18 protein-coding genes and 1 tRNA gene are annotated in these 16,363 nt (G+C 45.5%); 11 read left to right on the plus strand and 8 right to left on the minus strand.

What is annotated here, in order from left to right:
* Positions 1 to 65: 65 nt before the first annotated feature.
* The gene (locus tag KHN79_RS04190; RefSeq protein ID WP_182011051.1) at positions 66 to 662 is read left to right on the plus strand and encodes a VOC family protein; all 597 of its coding nucleotides are present in this window, start codon (positions 66 to 68) and stop codon (positions 660 to 662) included.
* Positions 663 to 737: 75 nt separating this feature from the next.
* On the opposite strand, the gene purU is transcribed toward KHN79_RS04190, so the two are convergent.
* Complete coding sequence (gene purU, locus KHN79_RS04195) at positions 738 to 1,571, minus strand: formyltetrahydrofolate deformylase (RefSeq protein ID WP_182011052.1); 834 nt, start codon at positions 1,569 to 1,571, stop codon at positions 738 to 740.
* A gap of 218 nt (positions 1,572 to 1,789) precedes the next feature.
* On the opposite strand from purU, the gene KHN79_RS04200 reads away from it, so the two are divergent.
* The 7 genes from KHN79_RS04200 (at position 1,790) to rnd (ending at position 9,456) form a co-directional block, all read left to right on the plus strand.
* Positions 1,790 to 3,700: an ATP-dependent DNA helicase gene (locus KHN79_RS04200; protein ID WP_182011053.1), complete on the plus strand. Its 1,911-nt coding sequence runs from the start codon at positions 1,790 to 1,792 to the stop codon at positions 3,698 to 3,700.
* A 57-nt stretch (positions 3,701 to 3,757) separates the two neighbouring features.
* Positions 3,758 to 4,459 (plus strand): tRNA (adenosine(37)-N6)-threonylcarbamoyltransferase complex dimerization subunit type 1 TsaB, encoded by a 702-nt coding sequence (gene tsaB, locus KHN79_RS04205; RefSeq protein ID WP_182011054.1) that lies wholly within the window; start codon positions 3,758 to 3,760, stop codon positions 4,457 to 4,459.
* Between the two features lie 76 nt (positions 4,460 to 4,535).
* Positions 4,536 to 4,841 (plus strand): chromosome partitioning protein ParA, encoded by a 306-nt coding sequence (locus KHN79_RS04210; RefSeq protein ID WP_182011055.1) that lies wholly within the window; start codon positions 4,536 to 4,538, stop codon positions 4,839 to 4,841.
* 202 nt (positions 4,842 to 5,043) lie between these two features.
* A complete protein-coding gene (locus KHN79_RS04215; RefSeq protein ID WP_182011056.1) occupies positions 5,044 to 5,601 on the plus strand; it encodes a Slp family lipoprotein in 558 nt (185 codons plus the stop codon).
* A 6-nt stretch (positions 5,602 to 5,607) separates the two neighbouring features.
* Complete coding sequence (locus tag KHN79_RS04220) at positions 5,608 to 6,462, plus strand: alpha/beta hydrolase (RefSeq protein WP_182011057.1); 855 nt, start codon at positions 5,608 to 5,610, stop codon at positions 6,460 to 6,462.
* A 104-nt stretch (positions 6,463 to 6,566) separates the two neighbouring features.
* Positions 6,567 to 8,258 (plus strand): long-chain-fatty-acid--CoA ligase FadD, encoded by a 1,692-nt coding sequence (gene fadD, locus KHN79_RS04225; protein WP_182011058.1) that lies wholly within the window; start codon positions 6,567 to 6,569, stop codon positions 8,256 to 8,258.
* 79 nt (positions 8,259 to 8,337) lie between these two features.
* Positions 8,338 to 9,456: a ribonuclease D gene (gene rnd, locus KHN79_RS04230; protein ID WP_182011059.1), complete on the plus strand. Its 1,119-nt coding sequence runs from the start codon at positions 8,338 to 8,340 to the stop codon at positions 9,454 to 9,456.
* A gap of 61 nt (positions 9,457 to 9,517) precedes the next feature.
* On the opposite strand, the gene minE is transcribed toward rnd, so the two are convergent.
* Genes minE through minC form a run of 3 tightly spaced genes read right to left on the minus strand, consistent with a single transcriptional unit; the run spans position 9,518 to position 11,277 of the window.
* Positions 9,518 to 9,781, minus strand: coding sequence for a cell division topological specificity factor MinE (gene minE / locus KHN79_RS04235; protein ID WP_182011060.1), 264 nt, complete (start codon positions 9,779 to 9,781; stop codon positions 9,518 to 9,520).
* A gap of 2 nt (positions 9,782 to 9,783) precedes the next feature.
* A complete protein-coding gene (gene minD, locus KHN79_RS04240; RefSeq protein ID WP_182011061.1) occupies positions 9,784 to 10,596 on the minus strand; it encodes a septum site-determining protein MinD in 813 nt (270 codons plus the stop codon).
* 18 nt (positions 10,597 to 10,614) lie between these two features.
* Complete coding sequence (minC, locus tag KHN79_RS04245; RefSeq protein ID WP_182011062.1) at positions 10,615 to 11,277, minus strand: septum site-determining protein MinC; 663 nt, start codon at positions 11,275 to 11,277, stop codon at positions 10,615 to 10,617.
* A 197-nt stretch (positions 11,278 to 11,474) separates the two neighbouring features.
* Here minC and KHN79_RS04250 point away from each other — a divergent pair, with 197 nt between their 5' ends.
* Complete coding sequence (locus tag KHN79_RS04250; RefSeq protein WP_182011063.1) at positions 11,475 to 11,756, plus strand: YcgL domain-containing protein; 282 nt, start codon at positions 11,475 to 11,477, stop codon at positions 11,754 to 11,756.
* A 45-nt stretch (positions 11,757 to 11,801) separates the two neighbouring features.
* The gene (locus tag KHN79_RS04255; protein WP_182011064.1) at positions 11,802 to 12,773 is read left to right on the plus strand and encodes a lytic murein transglycosylase; all 972 of its coding nucleotides are present in this window, start codon (positions 11,802 to 11,804) and stop codon (positions 12,771 to 12,773) included.
* Positions 12,774 to 12,932: 159 nt separating this feature from the next.
* On the opposite strand, the gene folD is transcribed toward KHN79_RS04255, so the two are convergent.
* Positions 12,933 to 13,793 (minus strand): bifunctional methylenetetrahydrofolate dehydrogenase/methenyltetrahydrofolate cyclohydrolase FolD, encoded by an 861-nt coding sequence (gene folD / locus KHN79_RS04260; protein WP_182011065.1) that lies wholly within the window; start codon positions 13,791 to 13,793, stop codon positions 12,933 to 12,935.
* A gap of 206 nt (positions 13,794 to 13,999) precedes the next feature.
* Between folD and KHN79_RS04265 the strand changes: the two genes are divergently transcribed.
* Positions 14,000 to 14,076: transfer RNA gene (locus KHN79_RS04265), tRNA-Arg, on the plus strand.
* A 156-nt stretch (positions 14,077 to 14,232) separates the two neighbouring features.
* Here the strand turns inward: KHN79_RS04265 and KHN79_RS04270 are convergent.
* The 3 genes from KHN79_RS04270 to KHN79_RS04280 all read right to left on the minus strand — a co-directional run bounded on the left by KHN79_RS04270 (position 14,233) and on the right by KHN79_RS04280 (position 16,279).
* Positions 14,233 to 14,511, minus strand: coding sequence for a helix-turn-helix domain-containing protein (locus KHN79_RS04270; protein ID WP_182011066.1), 279 nt, complete (start codon positions 14,509 to 14,511; stop codon positions 14,233 to 14,235).
* Positions 14,512 to 14,618: 107 nt separating this feature from the next.
* The gene (locus tag KHN79_RS04275; RefSeq protein WP_182011067.1) at positions 14,619 to 15,344 is read right to left on the minus strand and encodes a DUF3581 domain-containing protein; all 726 of its coding nucleotides are present in this window, start codon (positions 15,342 to 15,344) and stop codon (positions 14,619 to 14,621) included.
* Between the two features lie 143 nt (positions 15,345 to 15,487).
* Complete coding sequence (locus tag KHN79_RS04280; protein ID WP_182011068.1) at positions 15,488 to 16,279, minus strand: 2,3-dihydro-2,3-dihydroxybenzoate dehydrogenase; 792 nt, start codon at positions 16,277 to 16,279, stop codon at positions 15,488 to 15,490.
* Between the last annotated feature and the right edge of the window lie 84 nt (positions 16,280 to 16,363).

Consider the following 16,363-nt stretch of genomic DNA (forward strand, 5'->3'; position numbering starts at 1 on the left):
CGGCCCAGTTTGGGTTTACTATTGCGCCTAAATTAAAGACGACAGACTTCATATAGAGATTATCCATGACTCCTGAACTAGTAGAAAAACGTTTAACACCAGAACTGATGATCCAAGACCTTGACGCTTTTATGGCGAAGATTGAAGCATTGTCTTCCATGCTGTGTCTGGATTTGAGTCTGGCTCAGGCGGACCATGTTGCTCTACGTATTAACGACACTGAAACCGCTAAGCAAGCACAGCAGGCATGGAGCCGATATGGCAAAGTGATATCGCAAGCACAGATTAATGGTCGTCCAATCATTGTTATTGAATTTGAGAAAGCGCTTGAATGCCGTGGCTGGAAAATGGAGTGCCTGGAGCTACCGTATCCGGCTGAGGGTAAAACTTATCCGACAGAAAGCTGGGAACATGTGGAGTTTGTGATCCCGTCTCATGCACAAACCGCGGATGAATTTTTAGCCGATTTGATACACACTTATCCGCAATTTGGGGCGCAGTTTGAAAAGCTTGATGAACTGGGTGTGAAAATCAAATTGTCGAGTCCGAAAGGAGAAGGGGAGCGTTTGAACAACCCGACGGTGGCATTTAAGTATCAGGGTGTTTGTATCAAGCTTCATCCCCATTCACTCAAGCGTATTGTTGAATCTGAGAAAGCATGAGCAATCCCCTGATTATATTAGAAACAAAAAGGGTTGCCACATGGCAACCCTTTTTGAATCTCAAGAGTAACTATCTTATAGAATGACCGTCTTATTACCGTAGACAAAAACATGGTCGTTGAGAACTTTGTTAAGCGCTTTGCTTAAAACGTTCTTCTCTACATCGCGGCCAGCTTGCGCCATATCCTGAGCACTGAAGTTGTGGTCGACTGGAATGACATCCTGCTTAATGATTGGTCCTTCGTCGAGATCATTCGTCACAAAGTGCGCGGTCGCACCAATGATCTTCACCCCACGGTCATACGCTTGCTGGTAAGGTTTAGCACCAATAAATGCGGGTAAGAAGCTGTGGTGAATGTTGATGATCTTGTGGTGGTACTTCTCTACAAATCCGGGTGTTAACACACGCATGTACTTGGCTAATACCAGGTAATCGGCGTCGTACTGGTCGATCACTTCAAGCATCTTCTGCTCATGCTCTTCACGAGTAAGATCCTCATGAGTCACATAGTGATAGGGGATATCAAAACGCTCAGTCAGAGTTTGCAGTTTGTCGTAGTTACCGACGACAGCCGCTATTTCCACATCCAGGCTACCGTCGTAATTTTTCATCAGGATATCGCCTAAACAGTGCGCTTCTTTGGTCACTAAGATAACAATGCGTTTACGTCTTGCGCCAACTAGCGAGCGCTTCGCACCTTGTGGCAGCGCTTGATCTAAGTCTGCAAGGAACGTCTGGTCGTTGAAGTAACCTTCCAACTCCGTTCGCATGAAAAAGTGCCCGCTGGTGTTATCAACAAACTCATTGTTATGAATGATGTTTAATTGATGTTTGTAACAAATATTGGTGATCTTTGATATCAAACCAGGTGCGTCGGAGCAATGGGTTAATAGCGTTTTCTTTTCCATAAATCAGGGGCTTCCATATTTCAATAATTAAGCGTACGAAAAGTTTGCTGACCGAAAGTGAGTCAACCGTACAGCAATCTTCCATCATAAATAATCCATTCTTGAACTGGTTTCAACAAAATATCAATATTGGTTCATTAACCAGCAATATTGTAGGCTGATGTCACTCGCTAACGTCTGATATACTCCCGATAATTTTCCTCACTTTGATGTCAAGCATGATCGCAAAAACCTTCTCTTCTGATGGCGCTTTAGGCAAGGCCATACCTGGCTTTCAGGCTCGTCAGCCACAAATCGATATGGCTGAAGCCGTCAGTCGTGCGATCAAAGATCAAAGCCAGCTGGTGGTAGAAGCGGGGACGGGGACGGGTAAAACTTTTGCTTATCTCGTCCCAGCCTTATTAAGTGGAAAGAAAGTCATCATCAGTACCGGCTCTAAAAACCTTCAAGAACAACTGTACCATCGTGACCTTCCCCTAATGGTGAGTGCGTTGGGGTTTTATGGCCAGGTTGCGCTACTAAAAGGGCGATCAAACTATCTGTGTCTGGACCGCCTGAGCCGGCAAATGGTGGAAAGCCACACCAACGAAGCTGACCCGACCTTACTAACCCAGCTTGTCAAAGTGAGATCGTGGTCCTCAGAAACCAAAACGGGTGACTTGGGTGATTGTGATGATCTGCCGGAAGACAGCATGATTATTCCGACGATTACCTCAACCAATGACAACTGTCTGGGTAAAGAATGCCCAAGCTATACTGACTGCTTTGTGCTGAAAGCGCGTAAGCGGGCTATGGACTCTGATGTCGTGGTGGTCAACCATCACCTGTTTTTTGCTGATCTCGCAATAAAAGAAACCGGATTTGGTGAGCTAATCCCGGAAGCTGATGTGTTTATTTTCGACGAAGCCCATCAGCTACCAGATATCGCCAGTGAATACTTTGGTCAGACGGTATCGAGCCGTCAGATTCATGAACTGGCGAAAGATATAGAAATCGCCTACCGCACTGAAGCAAAAGACATGCGCCAGTTACAGAAGGTGAGTGACAAGCTGCTACAAAGTGCGATGGATATGCGTATTGTTCTCGGAGAGCCGGGCTTTCGTGGTAACTGGCGTGAGGCAATGCAGTCGGAGTCGATTAAGCGAGAGTTGGTAAGGCTGACTGACAGCCTTGAGCTGGCTATTGACGTGCTCAAAATTGCGTTGGGCCGTAGTCAGTTACTTGATGCGGCGTTTGAGCGTGCCAATTTAATCAAAGGCCGGATCAATCGTGTGTGTGATGTGGATATTACAGGGTACTCTTACTGGTATGACACATCTCCACGTCATTTTGCACTGCATATTACACCGCTTTCCGTCTCGGATAAGTTCCACGAGCAAATTGAAATTAAGCAAGGTGCCTGGATATTTACCTCAGCAACTTTAGCGGTATCAGGTGACTTTAAACATTTTACCGATCGCCTAGGTCTCAAACCTGAGCAGCAGTTCTCTTTACCATCGCCGTTTGATTACGAAAAGCAGGCGCGTCTGTGTGTGCCTCGTTATTTACCTGAACCGAACAGCCCCGGCCTGGCAGATAAACTGGTAAGAATGCTGGCACCTGTGATTGAAGAGAACCAGGGGCGTTGCTTTTTTCTCTGTACCTCTCACAGTATGATGAGAGATCTCGGCGAAAAATTTCGCGAAACTCTGGATTTGCCCGTTCTCATGCAGGGTGAAATGAGTAAACAAAAGACCCTGGCGGAGTTTATGGAACTCGGCAATGCGTTGCTGGTGGCGACCGGGGCTTTCTGGGAGGGTATCGATGTTAGAGGTGATGCGTTGAGCTGTGTTATCATCGACAAATTACCGTTTACCGCCCCTGATGATCCGCTGCTTAAAGCCCGAATCGAAGATTGTCGACTACGTGGCGGAGAGCCTTTTGCCGAAGTGCAGATCCCTGATGCAGTGATCACCTTAAAGCAGGGCGTAGGACGTTTGATTCGAGACCAGAAAGATCACGGGGCGTTGATCATTTGTGACAATCGTTTAGTCACCCGTGATTATGGCGGCACCTTTTTAGGCAGCTTGCCACCTATCCCTAGAACGAGGGATTTAGAACGAATCAAAGCTTTCCTTAAAGCAGATTAATCTGCCACAGACTGGTGCTGTGGCATAAACCAATCAAATAGAGTTGTAGAGAGTTAAATGAGCGCAAAGATTCTTGCCATCGATACAGCAACTGAAAACTGTTCGGTTGCATTACTGGTTAATGACCAAGTGATTTCACGCAGCGAAGTTGCCCCTCGTGACCATACCAAGAAAGTATTGCCTATGGTTGATGAAGTGCTGAAAGAAGCGGGTCTGACTTTGCAAGATTTAGACGCACTGGCATTTGGCCGTGGCCCAGGTAGCTTTACCGGGGTTCGCGTTGGTATCGGCATTGCTCAGGGGTTAGCGTTTGGTGCAGATCTGCCAATGATTGGTATTTCAACTTTAGCGGCAATGGCGCAAGCAAGTTACCGTCTTCACGGTGCAACTGACGTAGCGGTTGCTATTGATGCCCGCATGAGTGAAGTGTACTGGGCGCGTTATACCCGCAAGGAAAATGGTGAGTGGACGGCTGTCGACGAAGAGTGTGTTATTCCGCCAGCAAACTTAGTCGAAGAAGCTCAATCGGATGATAAGACATGGACAACTGCAGGCACCGGTTGGGATGCTTATCAGGAAACACTGACTAGCCTGCCATTCAGTGTTACTGCAAGTGAAGTACTGTACCCTGATTCGCAAGACATTGTGGTTCTCGCCAAACAAGAGTTTGATAAAGGCAACACAGTTCCTGTTGAAGAGTCTAGTCCTGTCTACCTTCGCGACAATGTGACGTGGAAAAAGCTTCCGGGTCGAGAGTAAGCTTTTCACTAATTCACTAACAAATACGTTAGTTGATTTAAATGCAGGGCAATAGCCCTGCCTTTTATGGAATGTTATGGCATCGATTAATGGTTTACCTCCCTCGCTGATACCTGGCGCAAATCGCACCAATAAAACCAGTAAGAAGAATCAGGTAAAAAAATCTCAGACTCAGCAGACTGTAGGTCAGCCTTCTAAGGTGGCGAATGCTGTCGCACATTCCATAAAGCAAGTCGACGAGTCTCAGATTCACCGTGCTCAAGTGCAATACGATCTGCCTGAAGGAAATGGACGAAAAGCGATGGAGCAGTACATGGATGTTATGAACCGAGCGAGAAAAGAGGAACTAGCTCAACTGCTTGGTGTCGATATCTATGTTTGATACCAATCTAAACAAGTAATTGCTCATTCTTGCTGGTTAAAACCACTGATAGCTGCGTTATAGATTTTGTAATTAGAATGACTAGTTATTGCAATCTATACCTTGCTCTAAGTGACTTTCCTTTTGCAGTAAGCCCTGCGCAATAAGTTGACCATTTACTTATCCAGATTGGTATAGGTAAAAGAAACAACAGAGTGGCTTTATGAAATTATCCAGACGTATTTATCTGATTTTGTTTGCTGTATTCGGGCTGTCGGCGTGCAGTTCTCTTCCTGAAGAGTTGAATGCAACAACAGAGCAGGTTCTAACTGACTACAAAATGTTTGCTGAATCTCAAGGGCAGGTAAGCAGTGATGTCCGTCTTGGTGGTGTTATCGCGAAAGTGGATAACCTAAAAGGCCAGACCCGCGTAGAGATTGTAAACCTTCTTATCAGCAAATCGGGTAAGCCTGATATCGAGCAGGATCCGAGAGGGCGTTTTGCTGTTTATTTTGATGGTTTCCTTGAGCCCGCAGCTTTCGGTTCCGGTCGTCTTATTACGGTTGTCGGCTCTGGTGCAGGTGAAGAGAAAGGAAAAATCGGTGAGCATGAATACATCTTCCCTTTAATGAAAGGCCAGGGCTATCGCTTGTGGAAGATTGAGGAACGCGTGCGTATGTATGACACCCCAACCTATTTTTACCCTTGTTATTCCATCAATTGCCGTATGCTGCGTCATGATTTTCCGCAAGACGGCAGGGTTATTAAGCAGGTCAGATAATCTGTTATGCACGAGCGACGATTCAAACTGGCTGCCGGGACAATGGCAGCACTTGAGATAGGTAATGAAAAAACGGCTGACTTGTCAGTCGTTTTTCTTCATGGGTGGTTGGACAATGCGGGCAGTTTTAAAGTGTTGATGGAACAAATTCATCACCTCAATCCAGAACTGCACTTACTGGCTGTCGATCATTTTGGTCATGGCTTCTCCAGTCACAAATCTGCTGATAATTATTATCCATTTCACGATTACATTGCTGACTTACATCAATTGGTGGATGAATTATCGCCAAACAGACTCATGTTGGTAGGGCATTCGCTTGGTGCTTTAGTCGCAAGTTGCTATAGTGCAGCGCTTCCTGAGCAGGTAGAAGCATTAGTACAAATTGAAGGTGCAGGTCCTATTACTGAAGAGCCTGCCAATAGCTTGCAACGTCTTCGTGATGGTATCTTGAGCCGCCAGCGGCAACGCAATAAGCCCGAACGGGCCATTGCATCATTTGAGCTGGCTTTAAAGTTACGCATGCAAGCCAATCAATTAACTGTGGAACAGCTTCTGCCTATTATTGAGCGGGGAACTGAGCAGCGTGAGAACTTATGGTACTGGAGACACGATACCAAGTTAAAATGCGCTTCTCTCTACCGGATGGCACAGGAACACGCCAACGCAATCACCAGCCAGATACGATGCCCACATCTGATCGTATTGGGCGAACAGGGATTTCAAAATCTGCCTTCTGAACAAGTTGATTGGGGACCGAATCCTCCCCAAGTGATTTCTGTTTCCGGAGGCCACCATTGCCATTTAGAGCAAATACTTGAAGTTGCGAATGCAATTCTTGGTGTAGTTAACAAAATTTAAACAAGTGTTTGGGAGTTTAGTGCTCAAGCACGTTCGCTGTGCTGTAATAGCCTCAAAATAAAAAGGCTGTAATGATAAGACAGCGATGAACGAGGAGTAATATCGTGGATAAACCATGGCTTTCACGTTATCCAAGTGACGTACCTGAAACAATTAATCCAGATCAGTATGAGTCTTTGGTCGAAATGTTTGAACAGTCTGTACAAAAATACGCAGACCAGCCAGCATTTATGAATATGGGCTCGGTTATGACCTTCCGTAAACTGGAAGAACGTAGTCGGGCATTTGCCGCTTATTTGCAGAATGAGCTTAAGCTGAAAAAGGGTGATCGCGTTGCTCTTATGATGCCTAACTTGCTTCAGTATCCAGTCGCGCTGTTTGGTATTTTGCGTGCCGGCTGTATCGCTGTAAACGTGAACCCGTTATATACTCCTCGCGAGCTTGAGCACCAACTGAATGACTCCGGTGCAACGACGATCGTGATTGTTTCTAACTTTGCCAATACGTTAGAGCAGATCGTGGATAATACGTCTGTGAAGCATGTGGTTCTGACCAGCCTCGGACAGATGCTGCCGCGAGCGAAGGGTACGATTGTTGATTTTGTCGTGAAATACGTCAAAGGCATGGTACCTAAGTACCACCTGCCTGGTGCCATTTCAATGCGTAAAGCGCTACGTAAAGGTCGTCGTCTTCAGTACGTGAAGCCGTTTATGTCTGGCGAGGACATCGCCTTCTTACAATATACAGGCGGTACAACAGGCGTAGCGAAAGGTGCAATTCTGACCCACCGCAACATGATTGCAAACGTATTGCAGGCCAAAGGTGCGTATGGTCCGGTACTGACTCCGGGCAGAGAGTTGGTAGTTACTGCGTTACCGCTTTATCACGTGTTTGCATTAACTGTGAACTGTTTGCTGTTTATTGAAATGGGTGGCCGTAACTTACTGATCACCAACCCTCGAGATATTTCGGGATTCATTAAAGAGCTTCAAAAACATTCAGTTACTGCCATTACTGGCGTCAATACGCTATTTAATGCGTTGGTGAATAACGAAGATTTCCACGAGCTGGATTTCAGCAACCTGCGTTTATCAGTCGGTGGTGGTATGGCTGTTCAGCGAGCGGTTGCGGAAAAATGGCTGAAAACTACTGGCTGTTACTTGCTGGAAGGCTACGGTCTGACAGAGTGTTCGCCATTGGTTGCGGCATATCCGCACGATCTTGTTGAGTACAATGGCTCAATCGGTCTGCCTGTGCCATCGACAGAAGTTCGAATCGTCGATGAAGAAGGTAACGCACTCGCAAACACTGAAATCGGTGAGCTTCAGGTTCGCGGGCCTCAGGTGATGCAAGGTTACTGGCAGCGCCCTGAAGCAAGCAAAGAGACGATAAACGAAGATGGCTGGTTATCGACTGGCGATATCGTAAAATTCGACGATGAAGGCTTCCTGCATATCGTTGATCGTAAGAAAGACATGATTCTGGTTTCCGGATTTAATGTTTATCCGAACGAGATTGAAGACGTCGTTGCATTGCATGGTAAAGTTCTCGAAGTTGCTGCTATCGGACAGCCTAATGAAGCCTCTGGTGAGTTGGTGAAAATCTACGTTGTTAAGCGTGATCCAAGCCTGACCAAAGACGAAGTCATTGCTCATTGTCGTCAGCATCTCACAGGGTACAAAGTACCTAAACTGGTTGAATTCCGTGATGAATTGCCAAAGACGAACGTGGGTAAGATTCTTCGACGAACACTTCGCGAAGAAAATGACGCCGAGATTGCGAAGAAGAGCGCCTAGGCGGAATTCGTTGAGTCGAAACAATTAAAAAGTGATAGAATGCCAGCGTTTTGCTGGCATTTTTTATAGCGAGAAGCATGTGAATTACAAGATTATTATCAAAAACAAAGACCTGGAAGATGTCTGTGCTCAGGCTAGAGACGCAGATGTTGTGATGCTGGATACGGAGTTTGTGCGTGTCAGGACTTTCTATCCGCAGCTAGGTTTGATCCAGCTTTTCGACGGCAAAAATCTTTCTCTTATCGACCCTACTGAACTTACAGACATGTCTCCGTTTGTGGAACTCCTGAAGGACACATCGGTACAGAAAGTCTTACATGCTTGTGGCGAAGATCTCGAAGTGTTCCAGAATGCTTTCGGATGTACGCCATTCCCTATGGTCGATACTCAGCTTATGGCCGCGTTTCTTGGTCACGGCCTGTCAACAGGTTTTGCGACTCTGGTTGAAGAATATCTTGGTGTGGAACTAGATAAGAGTGAGTCACGTACCGACTGGATGGCTCGGCCACTCACACAAAAGCAGCTTGATTACGCTGCGGCAGATGTTCATTACCTGTGGCCACTTTATGAAATTCTGCTCGACAAAGTGATCGAAGCTGGCTGGTGGAGTGCAGTGCAGCAAGAGAGTGACTTACTTGTATCTAAGCGTATTCGTGAAGTGAATGAAGAGAATGCCTATCTTGATATAAAAGGTGCCTGGCAGCTAAAACCGTCAGAGCTGGCTGTTTTAAAACCACTTGCGACTTGGCGTTATCATCAGGCTATTAAACGAGACCTAGCCCTGAACTTCGTCTTTAAAGAAGGAGACTTGCTGACGGTTGCCCGACTTGGTTTAACTGGCTTTAAGAAAATGGAAGCAGAAGGGATTGATATCCGTGCAATTAACCGCCACGGAGCAAAAATTGCCGCTATCGTTAAAAAAGCCAAGCAGATACCTGCAGATGAATACCCAGCGAAAATCGATCGTCTGATGGATTATCCGGGTTACAAGCAAGTATTCAAGAATATGAAAGATATTGTGAAAAATGCATCTCAGAAATCAGGCCTGGCCACTGAGTTTCTTGCTTCTAAAAAGCAGATTAACCAGCTGATCAGCTGGGTATGGAAGAAGGAGCGCGATCCGGCAAAACTGCCTGATGTGATGCAAGGATGGCGTCTTGAGCTTATCGGTGACAAGATGAATAAAGCGCTTAAGTAACAACAAACAAAAGGTTGGCGATGAAGCCAACCTTTTTATGTCACGCACATTAGTTTGTCGATTACTTCTCGTCGTCAGGTAGTTTAACGTTGAGCTCAAGTACTGAGATATCGTCATCTTTGTGCTCAAAGGTCAGGTCAACCATATTCGGGTCGATATCGACGTATTTGCCAATCACCTTCAAAATGTCCTCTTTTAATTGAGGCAGGTAAGAAGGCGCTGGGTCATTTTGGCTGCGACGTTCTGCTACGATGATTTGCAGGCGTTCTTTAGCCAAGCTTGCCGATGTTTTCTTCTGAGGACGGAAAAATTCTAATAATGACATATCTAGCCTCCGAACAGTCGTTTAAAGAGTCCTTTCTTCTCCTCAGTAAGGAAACGAAATTCAACCTGATTGCCTAGTAAGCGATCAACGGTGTCAGAGTAAGCCATACCAGCATCTGTGTTTTCATCAAAAGTGACAGGCACACCTTTGTTTGAAGCGTTCAGTACCGCCTGGCTTTCAGGGATCACGCCCAGCAGTGGAATGTGCAGAATTTCTTCAACGTCTTCTACACTTAGCATTTCACCTTGGTTAACACGCATAGGATTGTAACGAGTCAATAGAAGGTGCTGTTTTACTGGCTCTAGTCCCTGCTCTGCACGCAGTGACTTCGAGTCCAGAATGCCCAGAATACGGTCTGAGTCGCGCACTGAAGATACTTCAGGGTTTGTTGTCACAATAGCTTCGTCTGCGTAATACAGCGCCATCAGAGCACCTTGCTCAATACCCGCTGGCGAATCACAGATGATGAAGTCAAAACCCATCTCACTCAGCTCATTGAATACACGCTGCACACCATCTTTGGTCAGTGCATCCTTATCACGTGTCTGAGAAGCAGGAAGAATGAACAAGTTGTCTGTGCGTTTATCTTTGATCAGCGCTTGGTTTAACGTTGCTTCGCCGTTGATGACGTTGACAAAATCATAAACGACACGACGCTCACAACCCATAATAAGATCAAGGTTACGCAGGCCAATATCAAAATCAATTACCGCGGTTTTATTACCTTTAAGAGCCAAGCCAGACGCGATGGCTGCGCTTGAGGTGGTCTTACCGACGCCACCTTTACCAGATGTTATTACAATAATGCGTGCCATTTGTTTTCCTTTTTAAAACTATATTGTGAGTATCTCTAGATGTAATGATTCTTCGGTTTTACTGACCATCACTTTCTTTTGCCAATACTCACTCTCAATTTGATCGCTCAACCAGTAATCTCCAGAAATAGATACTAGTTCTGCTTGTAAATCGTGGCAAATAATCCGTGCCTCATGCTGCCCACTAGCACCCGCAATTGCGCGCCCGCGCAAAGTTCCATGAATATGGATAGAACCATCTGCGATGACTTCTGCACCTGCGCTAACATGCGCAAGTACCACTAGATCTGCATCTTTTGCGTAGATTTGTTGTCCTGAACGAACCGGTGTACGGACGTATTTAGTGGGAGCCATTTTCGCCGGTGCCTGGCTAGGAGATTTGCTTGCAGACATGATGGCGAAGCCAGCTTCGGACGCAAGATTTTGTACACGTTTGTCTTTACAGCCCGTTACACCGACCGGAATAAACCCGGCATCTGCAATGCCTTGTTTGAGTATTGAGAAATCAATGTCGCCTTCGACTTTCGCTATATTGATAACTAAAGGTGCAGATGCGAAGAAAGAGGGTGCCTGAGACACTTTTTCTTGCAAAAAATCGATAGTTTTTGCTATCTCGTTGTCAGAAAGGTGTAAAACTGACAAAGTAAAACTGCTACCTTTAAGGTCTGGTGAATGGGTCATCGTGGACTTCTTGCCTCTGTTGAAAGAGCATTGCCTTAAACTAGGTCTATCATGTTATATTTCATCTTTAGGCGCAGCAAGCTATCTAGCCAGCAATTCGGCGATTTAATGTCAAAATTACGAACTTGTTTGCGACAATTTTACGTTTACAACTAAATCCGTAACAAAAACGGATAAATCAGCATAAAAGGCGTGTCATGCTTTGTTCTATTTATAAAAGCTCCAAAAAAGAAGGTGCTTACCTCTACATCCCTAAAAAGGACGATTTTTCACAGGTTCCTGACACCTTGATGCAGATGTTCGGTAAGCCTATTGCCGTTATGACGATCAAACTCGATGGTCGTACGTTGGCTCAGGTGGATATCGAAAAAGTGAAAGCCTCGCTACTTAGTGACGGCTTCTTCCTGCAGCTTCCGCCACCGCCGGAAAACCTATTAGAAAAATATAAAGAACAAAAAGCTCAGCAAAAAGACGGATAGCATTCCGCATCCTGCTGAATTTATGCCTTACTCAAGGAGGGCAATATGAAAAAAATACTGGCAGCACTGCTTAGTGTTGGTATGTGTGCCTCAGCTTTTGCGAGCAGTGAAGGTTTTGAAGAATACTTGGATAAATTACGAACTGAAGCGCTCGCTCAGGGTATATCTGAACAGGTAATCAAAGACGCTTTTGCGAATGTTGAGTATAAGCCGCGTGCGGTTACGGCAGATCGAAACCAGCCAGAGAAAAAGCTGACGCTGGATGAGTACATTCCTCGCGCCGTACCTGAGTGGAAGGTTAAGCAAGCTAAAGATTTATACAAGGAGCACTACACGGAGCTAAAGCGTATTGGTGATCAGTTTGGTGTACAACCACGCTTCATTGTTGCACTTTGGGGGGTGGAAAGTAACTTCGGTAAGTTTACAGGCAATTACCGTGTGATCGATGCACTGTCTACGATGGCATTTGAAGGTCGCCGAGAAGAGTTCTTCCGCAAGGAAACCATGGCTGCACTGCAAATCCTGGATCAAGGCCATATCGAACTGGATAACTTCAAAGGCTCATGGGCAGGTGCGATGGGTCAGTGTCAGTTTATGCCGAGTTCATTCCTTCGCTTTGCGGCGGATGGCAACGGTGATGGTAAGAAAGACATTTGGCAAACAGAGGCGGACGTTTTCGCCTCAACGGCCAACTATCTGAGTGAGTCTGGGTGGGATAAAGATTACACCTGGGGTCGCCAGGTAAAAGTCCCGAAAGGTATTGATCATAACCTGGAAGGCCGGACTCAGGAGAAAGGTAAGTACTTGCAAGAGTGGAGTAAGCTAGGCATCACCAAATATGATGGCAGCCCGCTACCTAAACTGAATAATGACATCAAAGCCTGGCTGATTATGCCTGACGACGATAACGGCCGTACGTACCTGGTTTACAACAACTACAATGTATTGATGAAGTGGAACCGCTCTTACTACTTCGCTCTTGCCGTTAGTCACTTAGCGGATCGCATCATCTACTAATGGTTATCAGACCTCCGGATCAACATAGCATCCGTGGCATATTGCATGAGTGATTAAAGCGGCAGCATCACTGGCTAGATTCACTCAAATAGAAAAGGCTCCTTATTCAGGAGCCTTTTTCATATCCAAAATTTCTTGATTACTTAACCCGAAGTCAGGTTACTTAGCAGTATGGAACTGCTCACAAGCCAGCATGGTATTTTCGATCAGGCTTGCAACTGTCATCGGGCCAACACCGCCAGGTACCGGAGTAATGAAGCTCGCACTTTCACGTGCTTTATCGTATTCCACGTCACCAACCAGTTTGCCAGAGTCCAGGCGGTTAATGCCAACATCAACAACAACTGCGCCTTTCTTAATCCACTCTCCAGGAATGAAGTTAGGTTTGCCGACTGCAACAACAACAATGTCTGCTTGACGAACGTAGCTCTCTAAATCTTTAGTGAAGCGGTGACAGGTCGTCGTTGTACAACCCGCAAGTAGCAGCTCAAGTGTCATCGGACGGCCAACGATATTGGAAGCTCCTACAACAACCGCGTGTTTACCGCGCAGGGCGATATTGTATCGGTCGAGTAGGGTGATGATGCCTTTTGGCGTACAAGAGCGAAGTTTAGGAATACGCTGAGCCAGACGACCGACGTTGTATGGGTGGAAACCATCAACGTCTTTCTCCGGATGAATGCGTTCCAGAACGTGTGTGCTATCAATACCAGCCGGAAGCGGAAGCTGAACTAAAATGCCGTCAATTTCACTGTCGTTGTTCAACTCATCGATCAGCGTTAGCAGTTCTTCTTCAGTGGTTGATGCCGGAAGGTCAAAAGACTTGGAAACAAAACCCACTTCTTCACAAGCACGACGCTTACTACCAACGTAAACTTGAGAAGCTGGATCTTCACCAACTAGAACAACTGCCAGACCAGGTGCACGCAGCCCCGCTTCAACGCGAGCTTTTACACGTGCTGCAACTTCAGAACGAACAGTTTGGGAAATGAGAGTCCCGTCTATATTTTGAGCAGTCATGACTTTCCTTATAAATTTTTAGAAGGCAAATAATTCTGCGGCGCATTGTCGCAGAATTTCTAATTAACATCTATACGCAAACGTTTGCTTTGGGTTGTTTTTGAACACATAACGTTTCAGTGACCTTTTTTTAGGCATTCAGATCATAATGTTAATAAAAGCCGTTGATTTAACCATTTTAACTCGTATAATCCTGTCCCTGTAGCGCGCCCTTAGCTCAGCTGGATAGAGCACGTCCCTTCTAAGGATGTGGTCATAGGTTCGAATCCTATAGGGCGTGCCATTTATTCTGCAAAGCCCCGATAGCTCATTGAGTTGTCGGGGCTTTTGCTTTTCAGGTGTTTTAATCTCTGTTTAAGCTATGAGTGCTTGGCGTACTCCTGTTAAACATGACTCAGTTTGGGAGGCCGCCGAGTTTCAAGTCGAAGTTATATAGTTCCTAGTACCCCAAAGTCTCTTTTATATTCTCAATATTATCGGCTATCCAAAGTTTATCGAATGGTCCCCAAGAGTTGATTTGGTAGTGGCCATTTTTAGTTGCGCCTGAATAAACACAATCAATATCGAGATCAGCTAACGCATTAATCGTGTCCTGAGCGGTACGTCGTGGGATATCTATCTCTTTCTGTATTTTAGGCAGGGTGTTGATGCCACTGTCGATTAGATTGGCAATGAGTAGCCTGCGGTAGAACGACGTTTTGGTTTTACTAATGGTCATTTATCTTCCTTGAAAAACAAAGAAGAGCTCATTTGAGCTCTTCTTTCGTTATCTGATCACCCAAGAAGGCTGATCGATGATTCTGTGATTTGCTCTTAACAGGGGAGCTATGCTGCAGTAGAAAACCCGTTAAGGAAAGTATTTTTTCTTACATGGAAGCGTTCTACAAGGTCATCTACCGCTTCTTGTTCGTATGGTTTTAGACCTGTCGCTACCATACGCTTCGTTCCTGTGCCGACTTCCTCGCCGTCTTCCTTAAAAGCGAAGTTCATCGTTACCAGACCTCTTTTCCCTTCAACATCGAAAGTTGCACCTGTAAATTCAACTTCAGGATGCTTTAGATCTAATCGAGAGAACTCAACTTCCATGCTTTCATAAATAACCAGTGGGCGCTGGCAGTTAATCATCATTTGTTTCTCTTCCATCAGAGGAACCATGATGTGCGGGAAGTTCATGCCCGAAAACTGTACGTAGTTTGTAACAACATGCTCGATGAACTCAGGATCTCTGCTGATATCACCGTCGTGGTGCATATGCAGGTATTCTTTTCCGTTCTCATCAACTACAGCGCTTTGATTCTTACATTTATTACTAATGCTAAGGGCTTTGTTATCACCTACCATGCCTGAAAAGTCAAAGCGCATACTTTGACTAATACCTTCCTGGCTTAGCAATACAGCAAACAACAAATCTCCAGGAACACAGAAGCGTTTGTTGTCTTCATCATGTATAGGGTTAAAATCGCCTGCTACTTTTTTGGCAAAGTGGCTAGCTTGTTGTCTTGTAAACTGGAACTGGTTGTTATTGCTTGAGAAATAAGGAGTTAGAAACATGCTGTGGTCTGTGTAGTTAAAACTGCGGAAATTATACAATACGTTAAGACGCGTAATGGTCTATCCAGCTGTTCTATGCTTAGCTATAACTTTCTCACTAGTTTCCGGTGCTTACTGTTAATCGTTTCACTTTTGTTGAAGGGTTATAAAGTCGCACCACCGTCTACGCGTAAATCATGCATGGTGATGTGTCCTGATTTACTGCTGAGAAGAAACTCGATGGCATTGGTGATGTCTTTGGTTTCGGCAATTTTATTCAGCGGGATACCGATGCGGTGAGATTCCAGATTACCCCGAATCGTGTCTTTTTCACCGTAGGCTTCATTCCACATCTGTTCCTGCATCGGAGTCCTGGTTGAGCCAGGGCTGACAATATTGCAACGGATACCGTACTCAGCCAGTTCTAATCCCAGGCATTGCATCCACATGTGAAGCCCCGCCTTAGATGTGCAGTAAGCAGACATCTTGCTTCTTGGTGTGTCAGCGGCGTTTGACCCTACTGCAACGATAGATCCTTTTTTGCCGTGTTTGACTAACAGCTTCCCAATGTGTTGGGTAAACAGCAAAGTACCCCTGAGATTTACATTGATCGTTTGGTCTAGCTCATCTAAAGACAGGTCGAGAACAGAGTTGAGGTGTAAGATGCCGGCACAAGTCACGACATATTCTGGGATGAGTTTATCCCGCTCTAAGCGCAGGCAGGCAGATTGAATAGACTCACTCTCAGCTAAATCAAACGGCAAGAGCGTAGTTCGTAATTGCTGATCTTCAGGCACAGACTGAACCAGATTCAATAATGCTTTTACGGTGACATCACATGCAATGACACGCGCACCTTGCGCTAATAAGCTTTTAGCACACGCGAGGCCAATCCCTTGCCCAGCGCCCGTTACCAGACATAGCTTGCCATTGAATTCTGAGAGGTTTTCACTCATCTAAACATCCTTTTCGTGATACAGATATCAAACTTCATTTATGCAAATGATAATTATTTTTGTTATCGTTGTCACCATGTTAAC

Origin of the sequence: Vibrio sp. B1FLJ16 (assembly GCF_905175385.1) — a bacterium.
Lineage (GTDB): Bacteria > Pseudomonadota > Gammaproteobacteria > Enterobacterales > Vibrionaceae > Vibrio.

Bases quoted from the DNA above. Each gene is read 5' to 3' on its own strand.
- folD (WP_182011065.1), bottom strand. From the start codon at position 13,793: ATGACTGCTCAAAATATAGACGGGACTCTCATTTCCCAAACTGTTCGT.
- minC (WP_182011062.1), bottom strand. From the start codon at position 11,277: ATGACCCATTCACCAGACCTTAAAGGTAGCAGTTTTACTTTGTCAGTT.
- KHN79_RS04215 (WP_182011056.1), top strand. From the start codon at position 5,044: ATGAAATTATCCAGACGTATTTATCTGATTTTGTTTGCTGTATTCGGG.
- KHN79_RS04220 (WP_182011057.1), top strand. From the start codon at position 5,608: ATGCACGAGCGACGATTCAAACTGGCTGCCGGGACAATGGCAGCACTT.
- KHN79_RS04255 (WP_182011064.1), top strand. From the start codon at position 11,802: ATGAAAAAAATACTGGCAGCACTGCTTAGTGTTGGTATGTGTGCCTCA.
- KHN79_RS04275 (WP_182011067.1), bottom strand. From the start codon at position 15,344: ATGTTTCTAACTCCTTATTTCTCAAGCAATAACAACCAGTTCCAGTTT.
- minD (WP_182011061.1), bottom strand. From the start codon at position 10,596: ATGGCACGCATTATTGTAATAACATCTGGTAAAGGTGGCGTCGGTAAG.
- minE (WP_182011060.1), bottom strand. From the start codon at position 9,781: ATGTCATTATTAGAATTTTTCCGTCCTCAGAAGAAAACATCGGCAAGC.
- KHN79_RS04280 (WP_182011068.1), bottom strand. From the start codon at position 16,279: ATGAGTGAAAACCTCTCAGAATTCAATGGCAAGCTATGTCTGGTAACG.
- KHN79_RS04210 (WP_182011055.1), top strand. From the start codon at position 4,536: ATGGCATCGATTAATGGTTTACCTCCCTCGCTGATACCTGGCGCAAAT.
- purU (WP_182011052.1), bottom strand. From the start codon at position 1,571: ATGGAAAAGAAAACGCTATTAACCCATTGCTCCGACGCACCTGGTTTG.
- tsaB (WP_182011054.1), top strand. From the start codon at position 3,758: ATGAGCGCAAAGATTCTTGCCATCGATACAGCAACTGAAAACTGTTCG.
- KHN79_RS04250 (WP_182011063.1), top strand. From the start codon at position 11,475: ATGCTTTGTTCTATTTATAAAAGCTCCAAAAAAGAAGGTGCTTACCTC.
- KHN79_RS04200 (WP_182011053.1), top strand. From the start codon at position 1,790: ATGATCGCAAAAACCTTCTCTTCTGATGGCGCTTTAGGCAAGGCCATA.
- KHN79_RS04190 (WP_182011051.1), top strand. From the start codon at position 66: ATGACTCCTGAACTAGTAGAAAAACGTTTAACACCAGAACTGATGATC.
- KHN79_RS04270 (WP_182011066.1), bottom strand. From the start codon at position 14,511: ATGACCATTAGTAAAACCAAAACGTCGTTCTACCGCAGGCTACTCATT.